The 24,521-nt window shown below is 68.4% G+C and carries 22 protein-coding genes; 11 read left to right on the top strand and 11 right to left on the bottom strand.

Annotated features, from left to right (window positions below):
* Positions 1 to 1,364 (bottom strand): DEAD/DEAH box helicase (locus C662_RS13840; protein WP_002930313.1); only part of this gene is annotated, 1,364 nt, incomplete at its 3' end.
* A 266-nt stretch (positions 1,365 to 1,630) separates the two neighbouring features.
* Between C662_RS13840 and C662_RS13845 the strand changes: the two genes are divergently transcribed.
* Positions 1,631 to 2,803 carry a M48 family metallopeptidase gene (locus C662_RS13845; protein ID WP_002930316.1) on the top strand — a complete coding sequence of 391 codons (1,173 nt, stop codon included), beginning with the start codon at positions 1,631 to 1,633 and terminating at the stop codon, positions 2,801 to 2,803.
* A gap of 23 nt (positions 2,804 to 2,826) precedes the next feature.
* Here C662_RS13845 and C662_RS13850 read toward each other — a convergent pair whose 3' ends face one another.
* The 3 genes from C662_RS13850 to cbiB are packed head-to-tail and all read right to left on the bottom strand — an operon-like array spanning position 2,827 to position 5,786.
* Positions 2,827 to 3,789, bottom strand: a complete 963-nt coding sequence (locus C662_RS13850; protein WP_002930318.1) for a cobalamin-binding protein — start codon at positions 3,787 to 3,789, stop codon at positions 2,827 to 2,829.
* Positions 3,790 to 3,834: 45 nt separating this feature from the next.
* Complete coding sequence (gene cobD / locus C662_RS13855; RefSeq protein WP_002930321.1) at positions 3,835 to 4,839, bottom strand: threonine-phosphate decarboxylase CobD; 1,005 nt, start codon at positions 4,837 to 4,839, stop codon at positions 3,835 to 3,837.
* Entirely contained in the window at positions 4,836 to 5,786 is a 951-nt protein-coding gene (gene cbiB, locus C662_RS13860) for an adenosylcobinamide-phosphate synthase CbiB (RefSeq protein WP_002930324.1), read from the bottom strand. Before cbiB ends, cobD begins: the two co-directional genes overlap by 4 nt.
* Positions 5,787 to 5,969: 183 nt before the next feature.
* Between cbiB and C662_RS13865 the strand changes: the two genes are divergently transcribed.
* The 3 genes from C662_RS13865 (at position 5,970) to C662_RS13875 (ending at position 8,775) form a co-directional block, all read left to right on the top strand.
* Positions 5,970 to 7,487: a cobyric acid synthase gene (locus tag C662_RS13865; RefSeq protein ID WP_037984685.1), complete on the top strand. Its 1,518-nt coding sequence runs from the start codon at positions 5,970 to 5,972 to the stop codon at positions 7,485 to 7,487.
* Positions 7,484 to 8,332 carry an NADPH-dependent 7-cyano-7-deazaguanine reductase QueF gene (gene queF, locus C662_RS13870; RefSeq protein WP_002930332.1) on the top strand — a complete coding sequence of 283 codons (849 nt, stop codon included), beginning with the start codon at positions 7,484 to 7,486 and terminating at the stop codon, positions 8,330 to 8,332. The genes C662_RS13865 and queF overlap by 4 nt, the downstream gene beginning before the upstream one ends.
* 134 nt (positions 8,333 to 8,466) lie before the next feature.
* Positions 8,467 to 8,775: a c-type cytochrome gene (locus tag C662_RS13875; RefSeq protein ID WP_002930334.1), complete on the top strand. Its 309-nt coding sequence runs from the start codon at positions 8,467 to 8,469 to the stop codon at positions 8,773 to 8,775.
* Positions 8,776 to 8,841: 66 nt separating this feature from the next.
* On the opposite strand, the gene C662_RS13880 is transcribed toward C662_RS13875, so the two are convergent.
* The 4 genes from C662_RS13880 to C662_RS13895 all read right to left on the bottom strand — a co-directional run bounded on the left by C662_RS13880 (position 8,842) and on the right by C662_RS13895 (position 15,307).
* A complete protein-coding gene (locus C662_RS13880; RefSeq protein ID WP_002930336.1) occupies positions 8,842 to 11,016 on the bottom strand; it encodes an EAL domain-containing response regulator in 2,175 nt (724 codons plus the stop codon).
* A 52-nt stretch (positions 11,017 to 11,068) separates the two neighbouring features.
* Positions 11,069 to 13,024 carry a sensor histidine kinase gene (locus C662_RS13885; protein WP_002930337.1) on the bottom strand — a complete coding sequence of 652 codons (1,956 nt, stop codon included), beginning with the start codon at positions 13,022 to 13,024 and terminating at the stop codon, positions 11,069 to 11,071.
* Positions 13,025 to 13,125: 101 nt separating this feature from the next.
* Positions 13,126 to 14,262, bottom strand: a complete 1,137-nt coding sequence (locus C662_RS13890; protein WP_002930339.1) for an EAL and HDOD domain-containing protein — start codon at positions 14,260 to 14,262, stop codon at positions 13,126 to 13,128.
* 22 nt (positions 14,263 to 14,284) lie between these two features.
* Positions 14,285 to 15,307, bottom strand: coding sequence for a CDP-6-deoxy-delta-3,4-glucoseen reductase (locus tag C662_RS13895; RefSeq protein ID WP_037984688.1), 1,023 nt, complete (start codon positions 15,305 to 15,307; stop codon positions 14,285 to 14,287).
* Positions 15,308 to 15,328: 21 nt separating this feature from the next.
* Between C662_RS13895 and C662_RS13900 the strand changes: the two genes are divergently transcribed.
* The 5 genes from C662_RS13900 to mobB all read left to right on the top strand — a co-directional run bounded on the left by C662_RS13900 (position 15,329) and on the right by mobB (position 20,756).
* Positions 15,329 to 16,216, top strand: coding sequence for an NAD(P)H-binding protein (locus tag C662_RS13900; RefSeq protein WP_037984691.1), 888 nt, complete (start codon positions 15,329 to 15,331; stop codon positions 16,214 to 16,216).
* Positions 16,217 to 16,275: 59 nt separating this feature from the next.
* Positions 16,276 to 16,686 carry a CopD family protein gene (locus C662_RS13905; protein WP_002930346.1) on the top strand — a complete coding sequence of 137 codons (411 nt, stop codon included), beginning with the start codon at positions 16,276 to 16,278 and terminating at the stop codon, positions 16,684 to 16,686.
* 40 nt (positions 16,687 to 16,726) lie between these two features.
* Positions 16,727 to 18,148, top strand: coding sequence for a sigma-54-dependent transcriptional regulator (locus C662_RS13910; RefSeq protein ID WP_002930348.1), 1,422 nt, complete (start codon positions 16,727 to 16,729; stop codon positions 18,146 to 18,148).
* 103 nt (positions 18,149 to 18,251) lie between these two features.
* Positions 18,252 to 20,243 (top strand): sensor histidine kinase, encoded by a 1,992-nt coding sequence (locus tag C662_RS13915; RefSeq protein ID WP_443080863.1) that lies wholly within the window; start codon positions 18,252 to 18,254, stop codon positions 20,241 to 20,243.
* A 21-nt stretch (positions 20,244 to 20,264) separates the two neighbouring features.
* Positions 20,265 to 20,756 carry a molybdopterin-guanine dinucleotide biosynthesis protein B gene (gene mobB / locus C662_RS13920; protein ID WP_002930352.1) on the top strand — a complete coding sequence of 164 codons (492 nt, stop codon included), beginning with the start codon at positions 20,265 to 20,267 and terminating at the stop codon, positions 20,754 to 20,756.
* A gap of 30 nt (positions 20,757 to 20,786) precedes the next feature.
* Here mobB and C662_RS13925 read toward each other — a convergent pair whose 3' ends face one another.
* Genes C662_RS13925 through C662_RS13935 form a run of 3 tightly spaced genes read right to left on the bottom strand, consistent with a single transcriptional unit; the run spans position 20,787 to position 23,256 of the window.
* On the bottom strand, positions 20,787 to 21,737 hold the full coding sequence (locus C662_RS13925) for a helix-turn-helix transcriptional regulator (protein ID WP_002930357.1): 951 nt from the start codon (positions 21,735 to 21,737) through the stop codon (positions 20,787 to 20,789).
* On the bottom strand, positions 21,730 to 22,377 hold the full coding sequence (gene mobA / locus C662_RS13930) for a molybdenum cofactor guanylyltransferase MobA (RefSeq protein ID WP_002930358.1): 648 nt from the start codon (positions 22,375 to 22,377) through the stop codon (positions 21,730 to 21,732). Before mobA ends, C662_RS13925 begins: the two co-directional genes overlap by 8 nt.
* A 45-nt stretch (positions 22,378 to 22,422) precedes the next feature.
* On the bottom strand, positions 22,423 to 23,256 hold the full coding sequence (locus tag C662_RS13935) for a formate dehydrogenase accessory sulfurtransferase FdhD (protein ID WP_002930359.1): 834 nt from the start codon (positions 23,254 to 23,256) through the stop codon (positions 22,423 to 22,425).
* Between the two features lie 178 nt (positions 23,257 to 23,434).
* On the opposite strand from C662_RS13935, the gene C662_RS13940 reads away from it, so the two are divergent.
* Positions 23,435 to 23,902, top strand: coding sequence for a DUF3305 domain-containing protein (locus C662_RS13940; RefSeq protein ID WP_002930360.1), 468 nt, complete (start codon positions 23,435 to 23,437; stop codon positions 23,900 to 23,902).
* Entirely contained in the window at positions 23,899 to 24,507 is a 609-nt protein-coding gene (locus tag C662_RS13945; RefSeq protein WP_002930361.1) for a DUF3306 domain-containing protein, read from the top strand. The genes C662_RS13940 and C662_RS13945 overlap by 4 nt, the downstream gene beginning before the upstream one ends.
* Positions 24,508 to 24,521 lie beyond the last annotated feature (14 nt).

Consider the following 24,521-nt stretch of genomic DNA (forward strand, 5'->3'; position numbering starts at 1 on the left):
GGCCGGCGATTGCCGTCGACGTCGCCATGGGGGCGCGGCTGAGTGCGGCCGTCGGTCTTGGCGACCGATGAGCTGCGCCCGCCGTTGCCACGATTGCCGCCGCGCGCTGCATCGCCGCTGGCGGCACGCCCCTGGCTCTGGCCGGGGCGCCCGCCGCCGCGACGCTGCAGGGGTTCGCGCCGATGGTCGGCATCATGTGCAGCCTCGGCGCCGGCACTGGGGACGAAATCTTCCGCGGTCGCACGCTCGATGCGGCGCTTGATCAGACGCTCGATCGCCGTCAGCAGCTTGAGCTCTTCCCGGTCGACCAGCGAGATCGCGTGGCCTGCGGCACCGGCGCGGCCGGTGCGGCCGATGCGGTGCACGTAGTCCTCGGGCACATTGGGGAGCTCGAAGTTGACCACCTGCGGCAGCTGATCGATATCCAGGCCGCGTGCGGCGATGTCGGTGGCGACCAGCACGGGCAGCGAGCCGTCCTTGAACTGCGCCAGTGCGCGCGTGCGTGCGGCCTGGCTCTTGTTGCCATGGATGGCGGCCGCAGGGATGTCGTGTTTGCTGAGGTACTCGGCCAGCTTGTTGGCGCCATGCTTGGTGCGGGTGAACACCAGCGCCTGGAACCACTGCTTCTCCTTGATCAGGTGCGCGAGCAGTTCTCGCTTGTGCTTCTGGCCCACTTCGTAGACGGCCTGGTCCACTCGCTCGGCCGTGGTGTTGCGCGGTGCCACCTCCACGGTGCCAGGCTTGTGCAGCAGGCCGTTGGCGAGTTCGCGGATCTCGTCGGAGAAGGTCGCCGAGAACAGCAGGTTCTGGCGCTTCTTGGGGAGCAGGGCGAGGATCTTGCGGATGTCGCGGATGAAGCCCATGTCGAGCATGCGGTCCGCTTCGTCGAGTACCAGGATCTCCACGCCCGACAGGTCGAGCGTGCGCTGGCTGACGTGGTCGAGCAGGCGGCCCGGCGTGGCGACCAGGATGTCCACCCGCTTCTTCAGCGCACTGATCTGCGGGTTGATGTTGACACCGCCGAACATGACCAGCGAGCTGAGCGGCAGGTGCTTGCCATAGGTCTTGACCGACTCCTCGACCTGCGCCGCGAGCTCGCGCGTGGGCGTGAGGATGAGGCAGCGCGGTCGCCCGGGCGGATGCGGGTGTGCATGGGTGGCTGCCAGCATGTGCAGCACCGGCAGGGTGAAACCTGCGGTCTTGCCGGTGCCGGTCTGGGCCGCTGCGAGCAGGTCACCGCCGGCAAGCACCTGGGGAATGGCCTGGGCCTGGATGGGCGTGGGGTGGGTGTAGCCCGCCTCGCCGATGGCGCGCAGGATGGGTTCCGCCAGCGCGAGGCTGGCAAAAGTCAGTTCGGGGTTCATTCGATGGTCCGGCGCGAGCCCGTCGCGCGTTGTACGGCGACACCAATCCGGGCTGCGGGAAAGGGATCCGGGCCGAGGCCGTGCGGATCGTTTCAGGAGACGCTGCGAACGACTGGTGCACCGCAGCGAGGCTGGACTATAAGCGCTTCGTGTCCGTTTAGCGAGGTCTTTCGCACGTGCACCAAGGTAGGGGGCGGCCCACGGCTGCGCAGGGCGTGATTCTTGGTTACACTCCTCGGCTCGTCCACGACCGTGCGCCTGCCCGAATGCACGATTTCGAACCCCGATCCAGCGTCATCCGCCTGCGCGCCCGGCTCGCGCGGCGCCTGACGTGGTGGGCGATCGGCGGCGTGGCCGCGGTGCTGGCGACCGGCTTGCTGGTGTTGGTGGTCGCTGCGGCATGCGCGGCACGGGCCTGGTTGGCGATCGAGTCCGGTCAACCCGTGGAGACCGTGATGTGGGTGGGGGCGATGCTGGTCATGGCCCTCGCCGCGGTCGGTTTGCTGAATGCCTTGTCGACGGGTGTCCCAGTTGCGGAGGGTGTCCGCCTGCCGAGGGCGGTTGCGCCCGATCTGTTCGCGCTGCTGGACGAACTTGCGGCGCAGACTGCGGTAGCCCCGGTGCACGTCGTGCGCATAACCGGAGAAATCAATGCTGCCGTGATGCAGCGCCCGGCGCTTAACCTGGTAGGGCCGCTGCGGACCGAATTGCTCGTCGGTTTGCCCTTGGTGCATAGCGTCTCCCCCGAGCAGTTCGCTGCCGTGCTGGCGCACGAATTCGGCCATCTGGCTGCGCAGCGACGCGGGCGTGACGGCTGGTCCGCTCATGTGCGCGCATGGTGGGCGCGCATCCTCAATGCCGTGATCGATGATGAGGTCGGCGATGGTCGCTGGCTCGATCGTGCGGCAGAGCGCTACTTCCTGGACATGCAGCGGCTTGCGCGGATGGAGGAGTTCGAAGCCGATGCGGTGGCCGCGCGACTGGTTGGTGCCGAGTTGGTCGGCGAGACCCTCGTCGAGTTGAGCCGCAAGGCGCATTTTCTCGAGCACGACTACTGGCCGCGGGTTCAGGCCTTAAGGTCATCGGATGCCGGCTCGCGTGTGCGTCCGTTCCGTGAGATGGGGCACGGCGTACTCGCCGGCTATGCCCAGGCTGCCGCTGCCTGCGCGGATGTCGTGGAGGGCGTGCGCGACCGGCGCCACGACCTCCACCCTACGCCGCGGCGCCGCTTGCGTGCGCTGAGGGTCGCCTGCCGGCAGTTCCAGCTGCCGTTGCCGCAGGGTGCCGGGTCGGCGGCCGAACGCTTTTTCGCCGGGCTGGTACCGACCCTGGCCTGGGTCTTCGATCGGGAGTGGTGCGAGTACAGTCGCAGCCCCAGGCACCCGATGCTTGGTCCGGAGCAAGTGGCGTCGGTGCAGGGTTTTGTAGCCAGGCGCTGAGCGGTCTCCGGACTTCCCGATGTTCAGCGTTCCTGGGTGCCCGCCGCGGCAGGTTGGGCTGAGGCGCGCCGGCTGCGCGCGGTCTCGAGGTGCGTACACAGTTGCTGTGCGCCGTCGAGGATGCGCGGCGTGTGGCGCTGGAGCAGGTCGGGCGGTACGAAGAACAGGTTGTCTGCGGCCGTGGCGGCCAGGGCCGGCCAGCGCTTCCATTCGTCCAGCCATTCGGGGCGCGCCTCGCCCATGCCGCTGGCGACGATCGCCTCAGGATTGGCAGCGAGTACGCCCTCAACGCCGATGGTGGGGGCCAGCTGCGGCAGCGTCCCGAATACGTTCTGTCCGCCGCAAAGACGAATCACGTCTGCGATCAGGTGCTCGTCGTTGATTGTCATCAGCGGCCGATTCCAGATCTGGTAGAAGGTGCGTACGGGCGCTTGCTCGCTGTAGCGTGCGCGCAGTTCGGCGTGACGCTGGCGAAAGTCGCTGGCGTTGGCGTTGGCCACTGTGCTGCTGCCCGCCAGCGCGCCCAGGGACTCCAGGCTGCGGGCCACGTCGTCCAGGCTGCGCGGCTCGTTGATCCAGATCGGGATGCCGAGCGCCTGCAGGCGCTCGAGGTGCTGGCCGCGGTTGCCGCTGCGCCAGCCGACGACCAGGTCGGGGCGCAGCCTCGCCACCGCTTCAAGGTCGACCTGGGTGTAGCTGCCGACCTGGGGCAGTTCGCGCGCCGCCGGGGGGTAGTCGCTGTAGGCCACTACGCCGACGACATGCTCGCCTGCGCCGGCCGCGAACAGGAGTTCGGTGACGTGCGGCGCAAGGCTGACGATGCGCTGTGCAGGGCGTTGCAGGCGCACGACCTTGCCGGCATCGTCGGTCAGTTCGATCTGCGCCAGCGCGGTGCCGGAACTGGCCAGCACCAGCGTGGCCGTCACGCGGGCGGCGGTGCTCAGGCACGCGCCGATGTGGCGGGCGGGGGACGATGCTTGATTCATTACGACGATGTTCCTCGGGTTGCGGTGACGGCGGACCAGCACGGATCAGGTGCTGCTGGCCGCGGCGATGGTACTGGCGGCGCAGGCGCTGAGGGCCGTTTCGAGGCGCGCCCACTCCGCCTCGTTGGCCGGTAGGCCGAAGCGCACGGCGGGTGGGTGTTCGAACAGGCGGGTGAGAATGCCTTGCTGCGCAAGTCGCGCGTGCAGCACACCGGCGTCGCTGCGCGCGATCCATTTGAACAGGGCCGGGCCGCGCGGCTGGCCGCAGCCGGTGTCTCGCAACAGGCGCGCCAGGCGCGCTCCGGCCATATCCAGCCTGCGCCGAGTGTCGTCCTGCCAGGCGCGGTCCAGCAGGGCATGGCGGGCGGCATGGCGGGCCGGGCCGCTGACGGTCCAGGGGCCCAGCCGTTCGGCCAGTGCTGCACGCACTGTGGCGGGTGCCAGCACGAAGCCGACGCGTGCGCCGGCGAGGCCGAAGAACTTGCCGATCGAGCGTAGCACCACCAGGCCGTCGGTGCCCGCCAGCGTGGCCAGGCTGGCCTCGGGGGTGGTATCGATGAAGGCCTCGTCGACCACCAGCCAGCCACCACGTGCGGCGAGCCGGCGGTGCGCGGCGAGCAGGCGTTCGCGTGGGAACAGCGTGCCGGTGGGGTTGTTTGGCTGCACCACGACGACGATGTCGTTGCTTGCGGCGACATCGTCGAGCGCTTCGGCAGCAAAGCTGCTTGCATTGTGATGGCGCCAGGCGTGCGCATGCTCGGCATAGCTGGGGGCAAGCACGCTCACGCGCACACCCGGGAGCACTTGGGGCAGGGCCTGGATCGCCGGCTGCGAGCCGGCCACCGGCAGCAGCGCAGCGGTGCCGAAGTAGCCTGCAGCGGCGGCTTCGAGGCCGTCGTCGTCCTCCGGCAGCCGTTGCCAGGTCTCGGCCGGAATGGGCGGCACCGGATAAGGGTGCGGGTTGATGCCTGTGGACAGGTCGAGCCAGTCCGTGAGCGCGATGCCGTACTGCTGTGCGGCTCGCCTGAGCCGACCGCCATGTTCGATCATGCCTGCAGTCCTCCATGCACCTGCACGGCCAGAGCGAACAACAGTGCGAGCCCCAGCCACAGCAGCACGCCGTGGCGCACGAGGGCGACGGCGGCGCGGATCGTCGCCGCATCGGGTGCCGCGCCGGTGCCCAGCGGTGGGCGCTGTTCGAGCTTGCCGTGGTACACCGCGGGGCCGCCGAGGGCGACGCCAAGTGCGCCCGCGCCTGCAGCCATCACTGGACCGGCATTCGGGCTGTCCCAGGCCGGGGCCTGGCGGCGCCAGCATGCGAGCGCACTGCGGGTGCGGCCAAGCACAGCATAGGTGAGCGCGGTGAGGCGGGCAGGCACGAGGTTGAGCAGGTCGTCGATGCGCGCGGCCGCCCAGCCGAAGCGCAGGTAGCGTGGGGTGCGATAGCCCCAGCTCGCATCCAGCGTGTTGGCCAGGCGGAACAGCAGCGCACCGGCGCCGCCGGCGACGACGAACCAGAACAGCGCGCCGAACACCGCGTCGTTGCCATTCTCGAGCACCGATTCGGTCCCGGCGGCGGCTACGCCGGTGGCGTCCAGGCTGGCGGTGTCGCGGCTGACGATCCAGCCCACGCGCTCGCGCGCCTGCGCCAGCTCGCCGGTGGCGAGTGGGGCTGCGATCGCCTCGGCATGCTCGGCGAGGCTGCGCGCGCCGAGTGCGAAGTAGAGCAGGGCGATGTCGACCACCCAGTGCGCCCACGGCGTCAGAGCGCGCAGGACGAGCACGAGTCCGACCCAGGGCAGTACCGCCACCGACCAGGCCAGCACGCCGGCCAGGCGCCCGTCGCCGGCGATGCGGCGTACAGCGGACTCGACCGCAGCTGCCCAGCGGCCGAAGCCGACGAGCGGGTGCAGGCGGCGTGGCTCGCCCAGCAGGCGGTCGGCGAGCACACCAGCGGCGAGCTTGCAGGTGAGGACGAGGGCGGGCGTGATCGGCATGGGGCGGTGGGTAGCGCTTGGCGCTTCAATCAATCGTGGGAGCAAGCGGCGCCAGCCGCGCGGTATTGGTCGTCCAGGCGCTTGCCTCGACATGCATGCAGGGGGTGGTCATCTCTGCCCGGGACCCGCAGTGGCGGAATCGGCGATAATCCGCCCCCTTCCTGAAGAACGTAATTTTACGCGATGTCTCCTCCTCTGACCCTGATGGTGCAAGGCACGACCTCCGATGCAGGCAAGAGCACGCTGGTGGCAGGACTGGCCCGCGTGCTGCGCCGGCGCGGCCTGAAGGTGGCGCCGTTCAAGCCGCAGAACATGGCGCTCAACTCAGCGGTCACCGCCGACGGTGGTGAAATCGGTCGTGCCCAGGCGCTGCAGGCCCTGGCCGCCGGCGTTGTGCCGCACACCGACTTCAACCCGGTGCTGCTCAAGCCCTCGAGCGACATCGGCGCCCAGGTCATCATCCACGGGCGCGCCACGGCGAACCTGTCGGCGCGCGATTACCACGCCTACAAGCCCACCGCGATGGCCGCCGTGATGCAGAGCTGGGGCCGGCTGTGCGCCGCCTACCACGCCGTGCTGGTGGAGGGGGCAGGCAGCCCGGCCGAGATCAACCTGCGCGACCGCGACATCGCCAACATGGGCTTTGCCGAGGCGGCCGACGTGCCGGTGGTGCTGGTCGCCGACATCGACCGCGGCGGTGTGTTCGCCCACCTGGTCGGAACCCTGGAACTGCTCTCCGCGAGCGAGCAGGCGCGGGTGAAGGGCTTCGTCATCAACCGTTTTCGCGGCGACATCGGCCTGCTGCAGTCCGGCCTGGACTGGCTCGAGGCGCGCACCGGGCGCAAGGTGTACGGCGTGATGCCCTACCTGCACGGTCTGTTTCTCGATGCCGAGGACGGGCTCGCCGACGCCGCCGCCGACGTGGCGGCCGGCAGCGGAGCGCTCAAGGTGGTGGCGCCGGTCTACCCGCGCATCTCCAATCACACCGATCTCGATGCCTTGCGCCTGCATCCGCAGGTCGACTTCCACTGGGTCGGGCCCGGACAGGCGATCCCGCCCGCCGACCTGATCGTGCTGCCGGGCTCCAAGAGCGTGCAGGCCGACCTCGCCTGGCTGCGTGCGCAAGGCTGGGAGGCAGCCATCCTGCGCCACCTGCGCTACGGCGGCCGCGTGGTGGGCATCTGCGGCGGCTTCCAGATGCTGGGGCAGACGCTGGTCGACCCGCTTGGGCTCGAGGGCCCGCCCGGCAGCAGTGCCGGACTCGGTCTGCTCGACATGGACACGGTACTCGAGCGCGACAAGCAACTTTGCAACGTGAGGGGCAGTCTGAGCGTGGAGCTTGACCACGGCCAGGCTGCAGTTGCCGGCTACGAGATCCACATGGGGCGGTCGGCAGGGCCGGCGCTGTCGCGCCCGGCCCTGGTGGTCGATGACGGTGCCGGCGCGCGTACCGATGGCGCGCTGTCCGCCGATGGCCGCATCCTCGGCACCTATGTGCACGGGTTGTTCGATGCGCCGGAGGCACTGGCCGCGCTGCTCGCCTGGGCCGGGCTGGAGCGAGTGCAGGCAGTGGACCTGGCGGCGCGTCGCGAGGCCGACATAGACCGCCTCGCCGATGCCGTCGAGCGCCATCTCGATGTCGACGCCTTGTTCGACGGCAAGCTCCCGGCACTCAAGATCAACGCACAGGATTTCGCATGACCGAGCCGACCCCCACACCCGCACACGGCGCCGAGGCCTCCCCGCTCGGTCGCCCGGTGGCGTATCGCGACACCTATGCGCCCGAGCTGCTGTTCCCGATCGAGCGCCAGCTCAAGCGCGCCGAGCTTGGCATCGCAGTCGGCGCGCTGCCCTTCTTTGGCGAGGATTCATGGAATGCCTACGAGCTGTCCTGGCTTGACCCCCGCGGCAAGCCGGTCGTAGCGTTGGGCGGGTTCCGCGTGCCGGCAGATTCGCCCCGGCTGATCGAGTCGAAATCGCTCAAGCTCTATCTCAACGCCTTCAACCAGCAGCGCTGTGCTTCGCTTGAAGAGGTGACGCAAACGATCGCGCGCGACCTGTCCGCTGCCGCCGGCGCGACTGTCGCCGTTTCCGTCGTCCCGCTCTCGGCGCGGCCGCAGCGCCACAGCGCCTATCCGGAGGGGCACTGCCTCGATGAGCTCGATATCGGTATCGATCGCTACCAGCCCGATCCCGGCCTGCTGTCTGCGGCAGGCGAGGAGGTCGCCGAGACGCTCTACTCGCACCTGCTGAAATCGAACTGCCTGGTGACCGGCCAGCCCGACTGGGGCACGCTGGTGGTGCGCTACCGCGGCCCGGCGATCGATCGCGAGGGCTTGTTGCGCTACATCGTCTCCTTCCGCGACCACAACGAGTTCCACGAGCAGTGCGTCGAGCGTGTGTTCTGCGATCTCATGGCGCGTTGCCGGCCTTGCGAGCTGGCGGTGTGGGCACGCTACACGCGGCGCGGCGGACTCGACATCAACCCTTTTCGCGCCAGTCACGCCCATCTGCGTGCGGACGAGGCGATGGAGGTCAGGCAGTAAGTGGCGCTGTCCTTGATTTTCGTCGTGGATTAATGCGCAACAGCGTTTTGCTTATGAGGTGGATCAATAGGCAAGGGGGGCGGGCTGGGTTAACATCGCGAGGCTGTCTCAACCAACACCACGAGGTAAGGAAGATGAAGGTTTTCGTTGCTGCTGCAGTTGCTGCAGGTCTCCTCTCCGCTGCGCCGGCGTTCGCGTCCGCCGAGCTGGCCAAGGCCAAGAACTGCATGGCCTGTCATGCAGTGGACAAGAAGCTCGTCGGCCCCTCCTACAAGGATGTCGCTGCCAAGTACGCAGGCCAGGGCGATGCGGTCGAAGTGCTCGCCGCCAAGATCCAGAAGGGCGGTTCGGGTAACTGGGGTCCGGTGCCGATGCCGCCCAACCCGCAGGTGAATGACGCCGACGCCAAGGCGCTGGCCGAGTGGGTGATGGCGCAGAAGTAAAAGCGCGTTACCCCACCGCCGCAGCGGTGGGGGTCGTGCATCGATGGCCGGCCTTGCCGGCCATTTTCAATGGGGTTGGGCGAACAGCAACTCGGGGCTGCGCAGCCAGGCTTCGGCCGCGGCAGCGGGTGCCGGGCGCGCGAACAGGTAGCCCTGCATGACATCGCAGCCCAGCGTGCGCAGTGCGTCTGCCTGCTCGATGTTCTCCACGCCCTCGGCCACCAGGTCGAGTTCGAAGCCGCGCGCAATGCCGGTGATCGCCGAGATGATCGGGTTGGTCATCGGCCCTTCCAGGTCGCGCACGAAGCTGCGGTCGATCTTCAGTGTGCTGACCGGGAACTTCTGCAGGTAGGCAAGCGCAGAGTAGCCGGTGCCGAAATCGTCGATGGCCACGCTCAGGCCCGCGGAGCGCAGGCCGCGCACCTTGCTGGCGACACCGGCCGTGTCGTTCATCATGATGCTTTCGGTGATCTCGATCTCGAGCGCCTCTGGCGCGACCTCGTGGCGGTCGAGGCAGGCGGTGATGGTGTCGACGATGTCGGTGCGCAGGAAGTCGTGCGCCGACAGGTTGATCGACATGCGCGGGGGTTCGACGCCGTTGCGCTGCCATTCGGAAATCTGGTTGCAGGCGCGCTCGAGCACCCAGGCGCTGATCTCGCCGATCAGCCCCACCTCCTCTGCGACCTGGACGAAGGTGCCTGGGGGCACGGCGCCGAGCGAGGGGTGGTTCCAGCGCAACAGGGCCTCCAGGCCGACGATGCTGCGCTTGCTGAAGCTGACCTGGGGCTGGTAATGCAGCTCGAGCTCGTTGCGGGCGATCGCGCTGCGCAAGTCGTTCTCGAGTGCGATGCGGTCGCGGTGGCGGCTGTTGAGCTCCGGGTCGAAAAAGCGGAAGGCGTTCTTGCCCGAGCGCTTGACCTGGTACATCGCGACGTCGGCGTTGCGCGTCAGCTCTTCGGCCGTGCTGCCGTCGCGCGGGAAGAGTGCGATGCCCACGCTCACCGTGGCGCGGAAGTCGCCCTGGCTCAGCTTGATGGGCGGCGTCAGCGTGTCGAGGATCTTGCGTGCGATGACCTTCGCGTCCTCGGGCTGGTTGATGTCGGGCAGCAGCACGGTGAACTCGTCGCCGCCGAGGCGGGCCAGGGTGTCGCCGCGGCGCAGCGTTGCCGACAGGCGGCTGGCGATCGAGCGCAGCAGGTTGTCGCCCTCGGCATGGCCGAAGGTGTCGTTGACGAGCTTGAAGCGGTCCACATCGATGAACATCACCGCCAGTGCGCCGGTACGGCGCTGGGCCTGGGCGATGGCCAGTTCCAGGCGGTCCTTGAACAGCACGCGGTTGGGCAGGTGCGTGAGCTGGTCGTGGTAGGCCTGGAAGGAGATGATCTCCTCGGCGCGCTTGCGTTCGGAAATGTCGCGCGCCACGCCGTATAGGCCGACGACCCGGCGGTCGTTCTCGTGGGTGAGCATCGGAATGCCGGTGAGCGATACGGTGACGCTGTCGCCATCGCCGTCGGGGTGGTGGCGACGCAGGCGCAGTTCGACGTTGAAGCTCTCCCCCGGCAAGCTGCTCGGCTGGCTGAGCAGGCCGAAGATGCGGTCGAGGTCCTCGGGCATCACCAGCGTGGTGAAGGGGCGCCGCATGAGTGCGCTGCGTTCGTAGCCGAGCAGGGCCTTGACGCGTGGGTTCAGGTAGCTGAAGCGGCCCTCGCTGTCGAGGGTGAAGATGAGGTCGGGCGAACTCTCGACCAGGTAGCGGTGCAGCCGCTCCGAGGCCTTGAGGCGCTGGCTCATCAGGCGGTTGGTCTTTTCGAGCGCACCCTTGTGCAGTGCGCCGTCAACCGCCCGCTGCAGCTGGGCGACGTGGTAGGGCTTGCGCACGTAGTCGTCGGCGCCCTTGCGCAAGGCGCCGATCGCGGCGTCGATCGTGTCTTCGCCGCTGATGATGACCACGGCCTCGTCACGCTGGTTGTCGCCCAGCCAGTCGAGCAGCGCGAGGCCATTTGCGTCTGGCAGACGGTAATCGAGCAGGATGAGGTCGTAGTGACGCTGCAGCAGGCGGTCTATGGCCTCGCCGATGCTGCCGCACTCGTCGAATAGCCGCCCCGGGCGCGCGAGCACGTGGGGAAAGGTCCGGCGCAAGGCCGGATCATCATCGACGACGAGGATGCGGAAGGTGGCGGTGTCAGCGTCCGCAGCGCCTTCGACCTGAGGCCGGAACGGTTGCTCAGCCGGAGTGACCATGGCTCTCAGGGCAGTGTAAGCAGATGTGTTGTCCGCCCTCATGATGCAACACTCAGGCCGTTTGTTCCAGCGGAACGAAGATCTGGAAGCTCGTCCCGGTGCCCGCCTGGCTCCGGCACAGCAGCGTGGCGCTCCACTGGGCGAGGATGTCCCGCACCACGGCAAGCCCGACGCCCTGGTGGTTGCCGCCCTTGGCGCTGGGGCGCGCGCTGAGGAGGTCGTCGAGGCGGTCCGTCGGCAGGCCCGGGCCGTTATCGACGAAGCGGATCTCGAGGCAGTTGCGGCCGTCCACATTGACCTGCGGAAACACTGAGATGACCAGGCGCTGACCAGGCTGCAGCGCCTCCGATGCATTGCGCAGCAGGTTCAGCAGGACTTGCTTGAGTGCGGACGCGGGTATTGCGGCAGTCGGTACGTCGCGTGCGGCGCGCAATTCGAGCTGAAGATCGCGGCTGCCGAACAGCGGCTCGCCGTACAGCGTACGCATGTCGAGGAGCAGTTCGGGAACCCGGCAGTAGCGCGGCTCGGCCGTGTCGGTGGGGAGCTCGGCGGCGCTGCGCAGCAGGTTGTCGATGCGGTCGAGCTCGGCATTGAGCAGGCTCATTTCGTCCTGCAGCGGAGCGTCCTCCGGGCGTTGCTGGACGAGCATGCCGAGCCGGCTCTTGAGGACGGTCAGCGGGTTGGCGGCCTCGTGGGCAATCTTGCGCACATGCTCGCGGAAGCGTTGCTGCAGCATCGCCTCGCGCGCGGCGATCTCGTTGCGTTGGCGGGCAACGTTGCGCAGTGCTCGGGCGGCGGCACCCAGCAGTGCGGCGTAACGCCAGCGCAGCTCGCTGTCGAGCGCGTTCTCCGAAGGCGCCGGGATGAGTGCCACTGCGGCATCGTGGCCGCTGGACAGCGGCAGGCAGTGGAAACCATGCTGGCCCAGCCAGCGTGCGATCTGCCAGTCGGCCACGCTGCGCCCCGGTGCGCCGCCGGCGGGAATGAAGGAGGTGGGCAGTTCGCTGCGCGTGCTGAGTGCGATGCAGCTGGCCTCGTCTTCGAGGCGCAGGCTCAGTTCGGCGATCAGGGCCTCGGTGCTGCCGCAATCGGCCTCCAGCAGCGGGCGCAGCAGTCCGTCGCCGTCGACACCGAGCAGGACCGGGGGCGTATGCAGGCCGAACAGCGGGCAGGCCAGCTGCAGGCGTGCCTTGATGGCGGCCGTGTCGAGGTCTACGAATGCCGCGGTGAGCAGGCCCAGCATGCCTGCGCTGCGATAAGGGTCGTCGGACAGCCGCGCAGGCGGGTGAGGCGTGGTTTGCAGGGGTGATCCTGCGGGCGGATAGACGGCATGCCCCGACACGATGTAGCCGACATCCGTGCGCAGGCTGAGCACCGCTTCCGCTGGCAGGCCGGCGAGTCCGGAGACGCGTGCGATGTGCGCTTCCCAGTCGTCGGCGGTGAGCAGGTCGGCGGCGGAGAGGAGCGCGAGCAGGGGGTGAGCACCGGTTGCGCGTTCATCGGCCAGGCCAGCGAGTTCGAGGCCGTCTGCGAGGCTGGCGGGCAGGCCGCAGTCACGCATCAGGCTGTGGTACGGGGGGCGGCGGCCGTCGCGGCATGAGCCGGGGCGGGACAGCCCGCGCCACAGGCCACCCAGATAGGCCTCGTCCGGGCGCGGGTAGCCGGACTCGATCGCCAGGTGCATGGCGCACTCTGCGCGCAGCAAGGCCTTCGTGCCGGCTTCGGCATTGCCGTTGCCGAGGTGGCCGAGACCCAGTAGCCAGGCGCGCAGCAGGTCGGTGCCAATATCCTCCAGCCTGCGCCGCAGGGCGCTGTTGATCCCGCCGTCGAGCTCTCCGGCGGCAAGCGGGCGCGCGATCAGCAGCGCCAGGCTGAGTGCCGGGTCGCGTGCAGCGACCAGGGCCACCTCGGGCCAGTTCGGCGCCGCTGCGGCGAGCAGGCGCAGGATGGTGGATGCGCCATCCGGAACGGGCTGCAGCTCGAAAGCACTGAAGGTGGCAGGGAGCATTCGGTGGCGAGGCGGTTGGATGGCGCAGGAGCCACGATTCTAGCCCGAGCCATGTGCAGCGGGCGTGATCCATGCCGCGGCCGCGTGTGTGCGGGCTCGGCTCAGGCCTGCATGCTGTCGGCGAAGTTCAGCCCCAGCAGCTGGGCCCGGTTGATGCGCTCAAAGGGGATGTGCAGGTCGGCCGCGACCTTGGCGAGGGTGCTGGCGTCGAAGCTTTCGCAGGCTTGTGCAAGCTTGAGGAAGGGGCCGAACTCGCCCTGGCCGTAGAGCAGTGCTTCGCTGACGTTGGCGGGCAGGTTCATCTGCTCGAGCACTTCCTGCATGGAGGTGCCGAGCAGCAGGTGCAGCAGCGAGAAGGCGCCGGTGATGAACAGGTTGTCGCGCTCGGATGCGTCGAAGTACGCCGAGCCCACCTCCTCCATGAAGCGGCCGCGCGCGATCGCCGTCTGCATCATCGCCGGCGCGCTGGGATCGCGGCTGGCCGTGACCAGCAGCAGCGACAGCCACTTGTTCAGGGCGTCGTAGCCGAGGATGCTCACTGCGTGGCGGAAGGACTGGATCTCGCACATCAGACCGAAACCGGCCGAGTTGATGTAGCGCAGCAGCTTGTAGGACAGCGCCACATCCTGCTTGAGCACCGCCTCGATGTCGCGCACCTCGCTGTTGTTGCGGACCAGGTTGAGCAGCCGCACGATCTGTGCGTGCCCGGGATTCAAGGCCTTGGCGGGCGGGTTGCCGTGCAGGAAGAACCAGCCCGAGGCGCCGTCGAAGCCCGCACCGACGGCTTGGCGGAAGGCGCCGATATCGGCCAGGCCCCAGGCCATGGTCAGGCCGGGTGAGCCGGCAGGGGCGGTGTTGCGACGCCCGTCCATGAGCACGAAACGCCAATCCACGCCGGCTGGCAGGGCGGTGCCGGGCGAGAACCAGGTCAGGCACATGCCCGTGCCGGCTTCCTGCAGCCGAGCCATGAGCGCCTGTGTCTGCGGGTGTGCCAGGGTCTGCGCCGGGATCTCGATGGTGGCGTTCTCGGGCAGCGCCCACTCGAGCAGCTCCGGGGTCGGCACCAGGCGGCCGAGACTGACGAACACCGGGTGATGGCTGGGCCAGACTTCGGTCTGGGTCGCGAGCGCCTCGACCACCGACGCCACGTTGGGGCCATGGGCGATGATGCGGTTGGCCGTGATGGCGCGGTTCTTGTTGACGACCGGCTCGCGGGTCAGCAGGGTGGTCTGGCTCATCGAGCGCTCCAGGTGGGGCGGTTCAGTTCGTCGGCTGGGCGAAGGTGAAGGCGTCGGCGAAGAACGCGTCCTCGGGCAGGCTGCGGCTGGCGACGAAGCTCGAGCGCGCGGCGTCGATCATCGCCGGAGCGCCACAGGCGTAGATCTCGTGTGTCGAGAGGTCGGCAAAGTCGTCGAGCACGGCCTGGTGGACCAGGCCGCGCCGTCCTGTCCAGGCGTCGTCGGGCTTCTCATCGGACAGTACCGGGATGTAGCGGAAGCCGGGCAGGCGGCCCTCCCAGTCGCGCGCGAGTGCGTCGAGATAGAGCCCGGCGCGGTCGCGCGCGCCCCAGTAGAGCGTGATCGGGCGCTGCAGGCCGATGTGCAGTGCATGCTCGATGAGGCCCTTGATCGGTGCGAAGCCAGTGCCACCTGCCACCATCACGATCGGTCGGGCGGAGTCCTCGCGCAGCCAGAAGCTGCCGAGCGGACCTTCGAAGCGCAGGATCTCCTTCTCCTTCATGGCCTCGAAGACGTGGCGCGTGAAGCGGCCGCCATCGATACGGCGGACATGCAGCTCGAGGTGGCTGGCGTCATGCGGGGCGTTGGCGATCGAGAAGCTGCGCCGGGCGCCGTCGGCGAGCAGGATGTCGATGTACTGGCCGGCGCGGAACTTGAAGGCTTCGCTGGCCGGCAGCTTGAGGTCGATCAGCATCACGTCGTCGGCCAGGCGCTGCAGCCGCTGCACGCGACAGGGCAGCTTGCGCACCGGGATGTCGTCCGCACGGCTTACATTGCGTGCCTCGATGACGAGGTCCGAGACCGGCTGCGCGCAACAGAACAGCGCGTAGCCCTCGGCGCGCTCGGCCTCCGGGAGGGCGCCTTCGGAGTGCGGGCCGTGTACCACCTCGCCTTCGAGTACCTTGCCCTTGCAGGCGCCGCAGGCGCCATCGCGGCAGCTGTGCGGGAGCAGCAGCCCCGCGCCAAGCGCGGCCTCGAGCACGGTCTGTCCGGCTTCGGCGTCGAATTGGTGGTTGCCGGGCTGAAGTGAAATCCGGTGGTTCATGGTGCGTGAGATAATGCCCTGATGAAAAGAGTCCTGATCGTTGGCAGTGGCGACGTGGCCCGGCGCGCACTGCCCTGGCTGACGCGTCGTTTTCGCGTTTTTGCGCTCGTTCGCAATCGCGAGGCATGCGCTCAGCTGCGTGCCGCCGGTGCCATCCCGATCGTGGCCGATCTCGATGATGCGCGCAGTCTGGCCCGTCTGGGTGGCGTCGCCGACGCCATCCTGCACTTTGCACCGCCGCCCGGCGCCGGTGAGGGCGACCCGCGGACGAAGCGCCTGCTGGCTGCGCTCGGAGCGCGCCGAAGTCTACCACAGGCCCTCGTATACATAAGCACGACAGGGGTTTACGGCGATTGTGCAGGTGCGCGGGTGGACGAGCTGTGGCCCTGTCGGGCGCAGACGGCACGTGCGCGGCGCAGGGTCGATGCAGAGCAGCGTCTGCGCGCTTTTGGCGGACGCACAGGGGTGCGGGTATCGGTGCTGCGCGCGCCTGGCATCTATGCGGCCGACCGCCTGCCGCTCGACCGGCTGCGGCGCGGTGATCCGGTGCTGTGTGCCGAAGACGATGTCCATACCAACCACATCCATGCCGTGGATCTCGCTCGCCTGGCCTGTCTGGCGCTCTTTCGTGCGCTCCCCGGTCGTGTGTATAACGTCAGCGACGATTCGGACATGAAGATGGGCGACTACTTCGATGCGGTGGCCGATGCGTTCGCCCTCGCGCGGCCGCCTCGCCTCGATCGGCGGCAGATCGTCGAGCGACTGTCGCCCGTCACGCTGTCCTTCATGAGCGAATCGCGCCGGATCGACAACCGTCGCATGAAGCGGGAACTGCGTGCGCAGCTTGCCTATCCGACCATCTCTGCTGGCCTGGCTGCAGCGCGTGAGTGCGTCGTTGCGCCCGGCTGAGGCGCTGCCTACGGCTGCGCCGCCTGGCGACATCCTTTTTTCTGGAGCACGTTCTGCACATGCTGACTCTCAAGGCCTTGCACATCATCTTCGTCGTGAGCTGGTTCGCCGGCCTGTTCTATCTGCCGCGTCTGTTCGTCAATCACGCGATGGTCGACGACATCGCGACACGCGAGCGCCTGGCGATGATGGAGCTGAAGCTCTATCGCTTCATGACCCCGCTCGGCATCCTCGCCGTCGGCCTGGGGCTCTGGCTGTGGCTCGGCTACGGATTTGCCGGTGGCTGGCTGCATGTGAAGACCTTGCTCGTGCTGGTGCTCGTCGGCTACCACCTGTACTGCGGCCGGCTGATGCGCGACTTCGCCGCAGGCCGCAACGCCCGCTCGCATGTCTGGTACCGCGTGTTCAACGAGGTTCCGGTGCTGATCCTGTTCGTCGTCGTCTTCCTCGTTGTGCTCAAGCCGTTCTGATGGTGGGTTCAGGCAAGACGAAGGATCAGGAGGAGACACGATGCTGCAAGAGACAGCAGGCATGACGGACAGGCCGGTCGACCTGGCCGAGTACAACTGGCAAGCCCATTCGGTCCTCATCGTCGATGACGAGGAGGGCATGCGCAACTTTCTCGAGCGCACGCTCGCGCGCCGCTGCGGCATGGTGCAGAGCGCGGGCGATGCCGAGCATGCGGCCGCGCTCATGGCGCGCCTGCATTTCGATCTGCTGGTGCTGGACATCGCGCTGCCGGGCAAGTCGGGCATCGAGTGGCTTCATGAGCTGCGCGAGCACGGCTATACCGGCGATGTGATCCTGATGACCGCGTTCGCCGACATGGAGACTGCGATCGACGCGCTACGGGGTGGTGCCTCCGACTTCATCCTCAAGCCTTTCCGGGTCGATCAGATCCTGAACTCGATCAAGCGCTGCTTCGAGCGCGCTCGTCTTGCACGCGAGAACTTCGTGCTGCGCCGCGAGCTCGCCGGCCTGGCTGCCGATCCGATGGGGCTGGTGGGCCACTCGGCGGCGATCGAGCAGTTGCGCGGGCTGGTGCGGCGTGTCGGGCAGATGCCCAGCACTGTCCTGTTGCTCGGTGAGTCGGGCACGGGCAAGGAGGTCGTGGCGCGCGCATTGCACCAGACCAGTCCGCGTGCGCAACGGCCCTTCGTGCCGCTCAACTGCGCCGCGATCGCCTCCGAGCTGATCGAGAGCGAGCTGTTCGGTCATGTGAAGGGCGCGTTCACCGGAGCGGGCGAGAGCCGCAATGGCTTGTTCTACTACGCTCACGGTGGCACCTTGTTCCTGGACGAGATCAGCGAGCTGCCGCTGGCCATGCAGACCCGGCTGCTGCGCGTGATCGAGGAGCGCAAGCTGCGCCCGGTCGGTTCCGAGCGCGAGGTGCCGGTGGACGTGCGCATCATCGCCGCTTCCAATCGCGACCTTGCGGCCGAAGTCCAGGCCGGGCGCTTTCGCCAGGATCTCTACTATCGCCTTGCGGTGGTGGACATGCGCCTGCCGCCCTTGCGCGAGCGCGTCGAGGACATCCCCGATCTCATGCATCACTTCATGGGGCCGCTCGCGGTCCAGCTCGGCGTGGCGCAGCTGCCGCTGTCGCACGGCGTCGTCAGCCGCTTGCAGCGCTATGCGTGGCCGGGCAATGTGCGCGAACTGCGCAACTACGTCGAGCGTTCGATGATCCTCGGTTGCTTCGCCACCGATTGCTTCGCCGAGACAGACCACGACACCGCTCCGCCTGCGGACGAGCTCGAGCTCAGCTTGTCCGCGGTCGAGCGCCGCCACATCGAGCGTGTTACCGAGGCCTGTGCGGGCAACAAGACCGAGGCCGCACGCCGCCTGGGGGTGTCGCGCAAGACCCTGGAGCGCAAGTTCGCCGAGTGGGCCGAGGAGGCGCCTGCGCCTGATCTCGTGCGGCGTGCATGAGCCCGGCAGGCATCAACGGCGGGCGAGGCTGAGCGTGCCCGGGCTGGATTGGTTGCGCAGCTCGGTACGGGCCAAGCTGCTTTGCCTCGTGCTGGCGCCGCTGATGCTCGGTTTCCCCGTCATGATGGGGCTGGTGTGGTACTGGGGCGAGGCCTACTACCACCGTCTGATGGTGTCTCGTGTCGGCAGCGACCTGGTCACGGCCAACGCCTACTTCCAGCGCGTCATCGACGGTGTGGGCGGCGGCGTCGATGCGCTGGCGGCGTCACAGGCGCTGTCCGTCGCGCGCGAGGGCGATGCACTGCCGGGCTTGCTTGGGGCGCAGCAGACCCGGCTCGGACTCGACTTCCTCAACCTGCTGGATGCCGAAGGCCGCGTGCTGCACGCCGCGACCGGGACGGCGGCGGGCAGTGCGCGCAGCGCCTGGCCGATCGTCGCACGCGCGCTCGAGTCGGGCGGCGGCGCGGTGATCGAGCGCTTTGAGCCTGATGACCTGCTGGCGCTCGCGCCGGCGCTGCGCGAGCGCGCACGCCTGCCTTTGATCGCCACCGAGCGCGCGCAGCCCGACCTGCGCCAGGAAGAGTCGCGCGGTCTCGTCATCCACGCCGCGGCGCCGGTGCGCGATGCGCTGGGCAGGCAGGTCGGCGTGCTCGAGGGCGGCGTACTGCTCAATGGCAACCTCGGCTTCGTCGACACGATCAATGCCATCGTCTACCGCGAGGGGGCCCTGCCCGAGGGCAGCGAGGGTACGGCCACGCTCTTCGTCGATGACACGCGGATCGCCACCAATGTGCGTCTGTTCGCGGATGTGCGCGCGCTCGGCACGCGGGCGTCGGCAGAGGTGCGCGAGCATGTGCTCGGCCAGGGGCGGACCTGGCTGGAGACCGCCTTTGTCGTCAATGACTGGTACGTGTCGGGCTACGAGCCCGTACTCGACAGTCGCGGTGAGCGTGTGGGCATGCTCTATGTCGGGTTTCTGGAAGCCCCTTTCCGCGCGGCCAAGCGCATGTCCTTGCTCATCGTCGCGGTGGTGTCCTTGCTGGTGAGCTTCATCGGCGCCCTGCTGACGCTGCACTGGGCGCGCAGCATCTTCCGCCCGATCGAGCGCATGCATGCCACCATCGAGTGCGTCGACGGCGGCGACGAGGCCGCGCGCGTCGGCAGCGTGGGCAGCCGCGACGAACTGGGCCGCCTGGCTGCTGCGCTGGATCACCTGCTCGACGGCCAGGCCGCGCAGCGCGGCGAGCTGCAGGCCCTCAATGCGTCGCTCGATCGCAAGGTGGCCGAGCGCACGGCCGATCTCGCTGCTGCCAATGAGGATCTGCGGGCCGCGCAGCACCGCCTCGTGATGAGCGAGAAGCTCGCGGCCATCGGTGAGCTCACTGCGGGGGTCGCGCACGAGATCAGCAACCCGACGGCGGTGATCCAGGGCAACCTCGACGTGTTGCGCGAGGAGCTGGGGCCGGCGGCCCGCCCGGTTGCCAACGAGATCCGCCTCATCCATGAGCAGGTGCACCGCATCCGCCTGATCGTGACCAAGCTGCTGCAGTTTGCCCGCCCCGGTGAGTTTGCCGGCTACGTCGAGGCGGTCGATGTCAATGCCGCGCTTGCCGACTGCCTGGTGCTTACTCGCCAGCACCTGGCGCGCAGCGAGGTGCAGCTGGTGCAGCGCCTCGAGGCGCGTTGCCCGGTGTTGATCAACCTGCAGGAGTTGCAGCAAGTGTTGATCAACCTCATCGTCAACGCCGTGCAAGCGATGCCCGAGGGCGGTACGCTGACGCTGGAGACGGCGGATCGCGATCCCGCCACCGATGCAGCCGGTGTCGTCATCGTCGTCCACGATACGGGCAGAGGCATCGCGCGGGAAGACATGGCGCGCATCTTCGACCCCTTCTTCACCACCAAGAAACGCCAGGGTACAGGGTTGGGGCTGTCGATCAGCCATACCCTGGTCGAGCGCTACGGCGGACGCATCGGCGTTGACAGCGAACCCGGCCAGGGCAGCGCCTTCATCGTCAGCCTGCTTGCCGAGCCGGTCTATCGCCGTGACGCTGCGCCGGACAATGCCGCCAGCGGTGCGCCCATCCACCCCTAACCCAATGGAACATGCAGCAAGATGAAACTGATCGGGTTCGCCGGCTGGTCCGGCAGCGGCAAGACCACGCTCGTCGAGCAGGTGGTCGGCGTGCTGAGCGCACGCGGTCTCGTCGTGTCGCTGGTCAAGCATGCGCACCATAGCTTCGATATCGACCATGCTGGCAAGGACTCCTGGCGTCATCGCCAGGCCGGCTGCCGTGAGGTGCTGGTGAGTTCGGCGCAGCGCTGGTCGCTCACCCGCGAGCTGCGCGGGCAGCCCGAGGCCACGCTCGATGAGTTGCTTGCCCATCTGGGGCCCTGCGATCTGGTGTTGGTCGAGGGTTTCAAGCGCGCACAGATTCCCAAGATCGAGGTGCATCGGGCGGTCGTTTCCGAGCCATTGCTGCATCCGGACGACCCGCACATCATCGCTGTCGCCACCGATGTCGACCTGGTCACGCCCTTGCCGCGGCTGAACATCAACGATCCCGTGAAGGTGGCCGACTTCATCGTCGACTGGATGCAGGGCTGAGTCCGCTCGCCCTCGTGCAGGAGGCCTGCTTCAGTCCAGGGTGAGTACGCGACCGAGCGGCGATAGATCGTAGCCGCTCAGGCGCAGTGACAGGGACTGCGCGCGGGCGTTGCCGTAGGCGCTGAGCAGGTCCTGGAACAGGCGGCGGAACAGGATGTCGCGCGGCAGTGCGAGATCGAAGGCCTCCCAGCCCAGGGGCAGGAAGCCCAGTCCGAACTCCGCCGCCGCCGCGCGCGTGCCCGGTGCGCAGTCGGCGTCCTCGCGTGCGACCACCGCAGCGGCTTCGCGCTCGCTGCGTGCTTCTGCCACCACGCTGCAATCGGCGGCGGAAAACCCGCGGCTGGCGAGGGCCGACTCCAGGAAGTGGCGCGAGCCGGCGCCGGTCTGGCGCATCGCCCAGCGGTAGTCGAAAGCAACAAGCGTCTCGAGACCGTCGACCTCCAGCCCGCGGCGCAGGATCACGCCCTGCTCACGCAGGGCCAGGCGCACCAGGGTCCAGCCGCGACTGGCGCCGAAGCGGCGCAACAGGAGCGCATGCTGCTGCGCGCTGTGCTCGACCCCGCCCCAGTGCAGCGCACACACGTTGGCTCGACGGCGTGCGAGCAGCTCCAGGCCGGTGAGCGTGCCGGTGGGGCTGTAGGCGACCAGGCCTTCGGCGCCGAGTTGGGCGGCCAGCGCCGCGGTGGTCGCGGCCAGCAGCGGGTCGTCACTGCCGGTGATCAGCAGGCGGTCGGTGAGTGCGCCACCATGGGCCTGCTCGAGCAGCCACTCCTCCAGCAAGGCGCGCGGGAACAGCCACTTGCCGCCGATGCGTGCGGCCGGAATCTCGCGGCTATTGGCGAGCTCGTAGAGCTTCTTCTCGTTGAGCTGCAGGAAGCTGGCCGCTTCGCGCGCGGTCAGGCAGGCTGCCGGGAGCGCGACATCCTGCGGTGCACGCTGTGTCAAGGCCGGGTCCGTCACCCGCTTGTCCCTGTCAGCCATGGCCTGCGGGCAGCTCCTGCCCTGCAGCGGCGAGTTCGTCGCGGGTGTTGATGTTGCGGAAGGCAGCCTCCTCGTCGTCGAAGCTCACCTCGACCACGTCGAGGCTGCCGTACCAGCGATCGATCCTGCGTCCGCCGCTGGCGAGGAAAGTGCCGAGGTGCTCGGCGAGATCGCGCCGGCACAGGCAGAACACCGGGTGGGGTTGGTCGAAGGTCTTTGCCACGGCAAGCTGTGCATTGGCTGCATGCAGTGCGCTGGCGAGACGCTCGACAAGGTCATGGGGCAGGAAGGGCGAGTCGCAGGGCGCGGTGACGACCAGGGGGTGCCGAGCGCGCGTGAGTGCTGCATGCAGCCCGGCCAGCGGCCCCGCGAATCCGCCGATGTCGTCGCCGAATACCGGATAGCCGAATGCTTGCCAGGCTTCGAGGTTCTGGTTGGCGTTGATGATCAGCGCATCGACCTGGGGGGCGAGGCGCTCGAGCGCATGTGCGGCCATCGGCCGTCCGGCGAGCTCGACCAGACCCTTGTCGACGCCGCCCATCCGGCTGCCCTGGCCGCCCGCCAGTAGCACGCCGGTGATGCGCCGATCGGCAGTGCGGCCGGAGTCCGGGAGGCCGGCAGGCGTCGTTGTCGCGGTCATCGTCTGGGCTCCATCGGTACGCGGTTGGCTTTGTTTGTGGTGGCTTCAGTCGCGCTCGAAGCGGTCGGCGCCGGTGAAGAGCAGGTAGTGCTTGCCCTGTGCGCGCCCGATCATGGTGAGGCCGATGCGCTGCGCGATCTGCCAGCCCATGTGGGTGAGGCCGGAGCGCGAGACAAGGAAGGGGATGCCCATCTGCGCCGTCTTGATCACCATCTCGGAGGTCAGCCGGCCGGTGGTGTAGAAGATCTTGTCTCCGCCATCCAGGCCGTCGAGCCACATCTGCCCGGCGATCGCGTCCACCGCGTTGTGGCGACCGACGTCCTCGAAGAACATCAGGATCTCGCACCCGCCCGGCGTGGCCTGGGCGAGGGCGCAGCCGTGCACGGCGCCAGCCTGCTTGTAGATGGACTCATGGTGACGTACCGCGTCCATCAGCGCATACAGGGTCGACTGTCTGAGCGTGCGCTCATGGGCCAGGCGGATCTGGTCGATTTCGTCCATCAGCCCGCCGAACACCGTACCCTGGCCGCAGCCGGTGGTGACGGTGCGGCTGCCGAGCTTGTCGTCGAGGTCGCGCAGCCCGGCGCGGGTGGTCACTGACACGGCGTCGACCTCCCAGTCGACCTGGACCGCGGCGATCTCGTCCAGCGCGCGCACCAGGCGCTGGTTGCGCAACCAGCCGATGGTGAGCGCCTCGGGCGCTGCGCCGAGGGTCATGAGGGTGACGATCTCGCGCTTGTCGACATACAGCGTGAGCGGGTGTTCGCCGGCAATCGAGGTCGGCACGACGTCGCCGTGTTCGTTGATCGCCGGGATGTCGACCGTGAGCGGGCGGCTGGCCTGGCTCAGCAGGGGAGGATTCGGGGGAGGCGCATTCATGGGCGGATCGCTTGTTGCACGCGGGGCTGCAGGCCCTGGAGCAGAGGATTGTAGCGGCAAGCGGGGCGCTGCGTGGCGGTGCTGCGATCACCGGGCTGCAGTGCTCGATGGTCGCCGGCTCGAGGCTGCGGACGTATGCTGTAGACAGAGTTCGGTTCCACAAGTCAGGTGAAGAGTCATGAACGAGTTTCCGATCGCGGTGATCATGGAGTGTCGCCGCCTGAACAATCCCTGGGTGGATGAGGCCTGGGAGGCGGTCGGGGTGGTGCCGGCCTTCGCCGACCCCGGACCCGGGGTCGCCGAGATCGTCTCCGAGCCGGAGCGGCGGCAGTGGCGGATTGGCGGTCACGCGCTGGCGCTCTTTCGTGACGAGGTGGACAACTATTTCCTCAACATGAGCTCGCCGATTCCCAAGGTGTTCGTGATGTGGCGCAAGGAAGGCGGCCAGGCGCTGCCTGCTGCCGTGTCAGTGAGCTATGGTGAGGCGGCGCGCTGGCTGGACTCGGGCGAGCAGGTCGATGGGGTGGCGATGTCGCGTGAGATCGCCGACTGGGTGGGCGATTTCGTCAATACCCATTACAAGCCAGCTCCGCGTCGCAAGGTGAGGCGCAATGACCCGCTTGCGCAGGACAGGAGGCCGCAGTGAGCGGTGGCTTCCTGTCGCGCTGGTCGAAGCGCAAGCTCGCAGCGGGGGGCGCGCCCGTGCGCCCTGTTGCCGAGCCGCCGGTTACGGTCGCGGATCGAGCTGCCGATGGCGGGCTGGACGAACATGCGGATGCCGCCCTTGCTGTTCCGGCGCCCGCGGCGGTCGAACTGCCCCCGGTTGAAGCGCTGACGCTGGCGTCGGACTTCACCGCCTTCCTCAAGGAGGAGGTCAGCGAGGCCGTGCGCCGCCAGGCGCTCAAGAAGCTCTTTGCCGACCCGCATTTCAACCGCATGGACGGGCTGGACGTCTATATCGACGACTACAACATCGCCGACCCGATCCCGCCGAACTTGATGGAAAAGCTCAAGCATGCGCGCGAGTGGCTGGGGGATGCGCCGCCTGCAGAGCAGACGGAGGCGCCCGGCGAAACTCTGGATACACCCGCTGCCGCGTCCGCAGCGGGCCTATCCGAGGAGCTCGTGCCCGAGGGCGCCTCGACGCCCCCAGCCGGCGAGCAGGCGTCGGCTGCAGGCCTTGCCGAAGCTGCGCCTGCAGCCGGGAGCGCGGCCGAGGGGCAGACCAACGGCGCTGCCTGGGAGGCGTAGCCGGCCCGGTGGGA

It is taken from the genome of Thauera sp. 28 (assembly GCF_000310145.2).
Taxonomy (GTDB): Bacteria; Pseudomonadota; Gammaproteobacteria; order Burkholderiales; family Rhodocyclaceae; genus Thauera; species Thauera mechernichensis.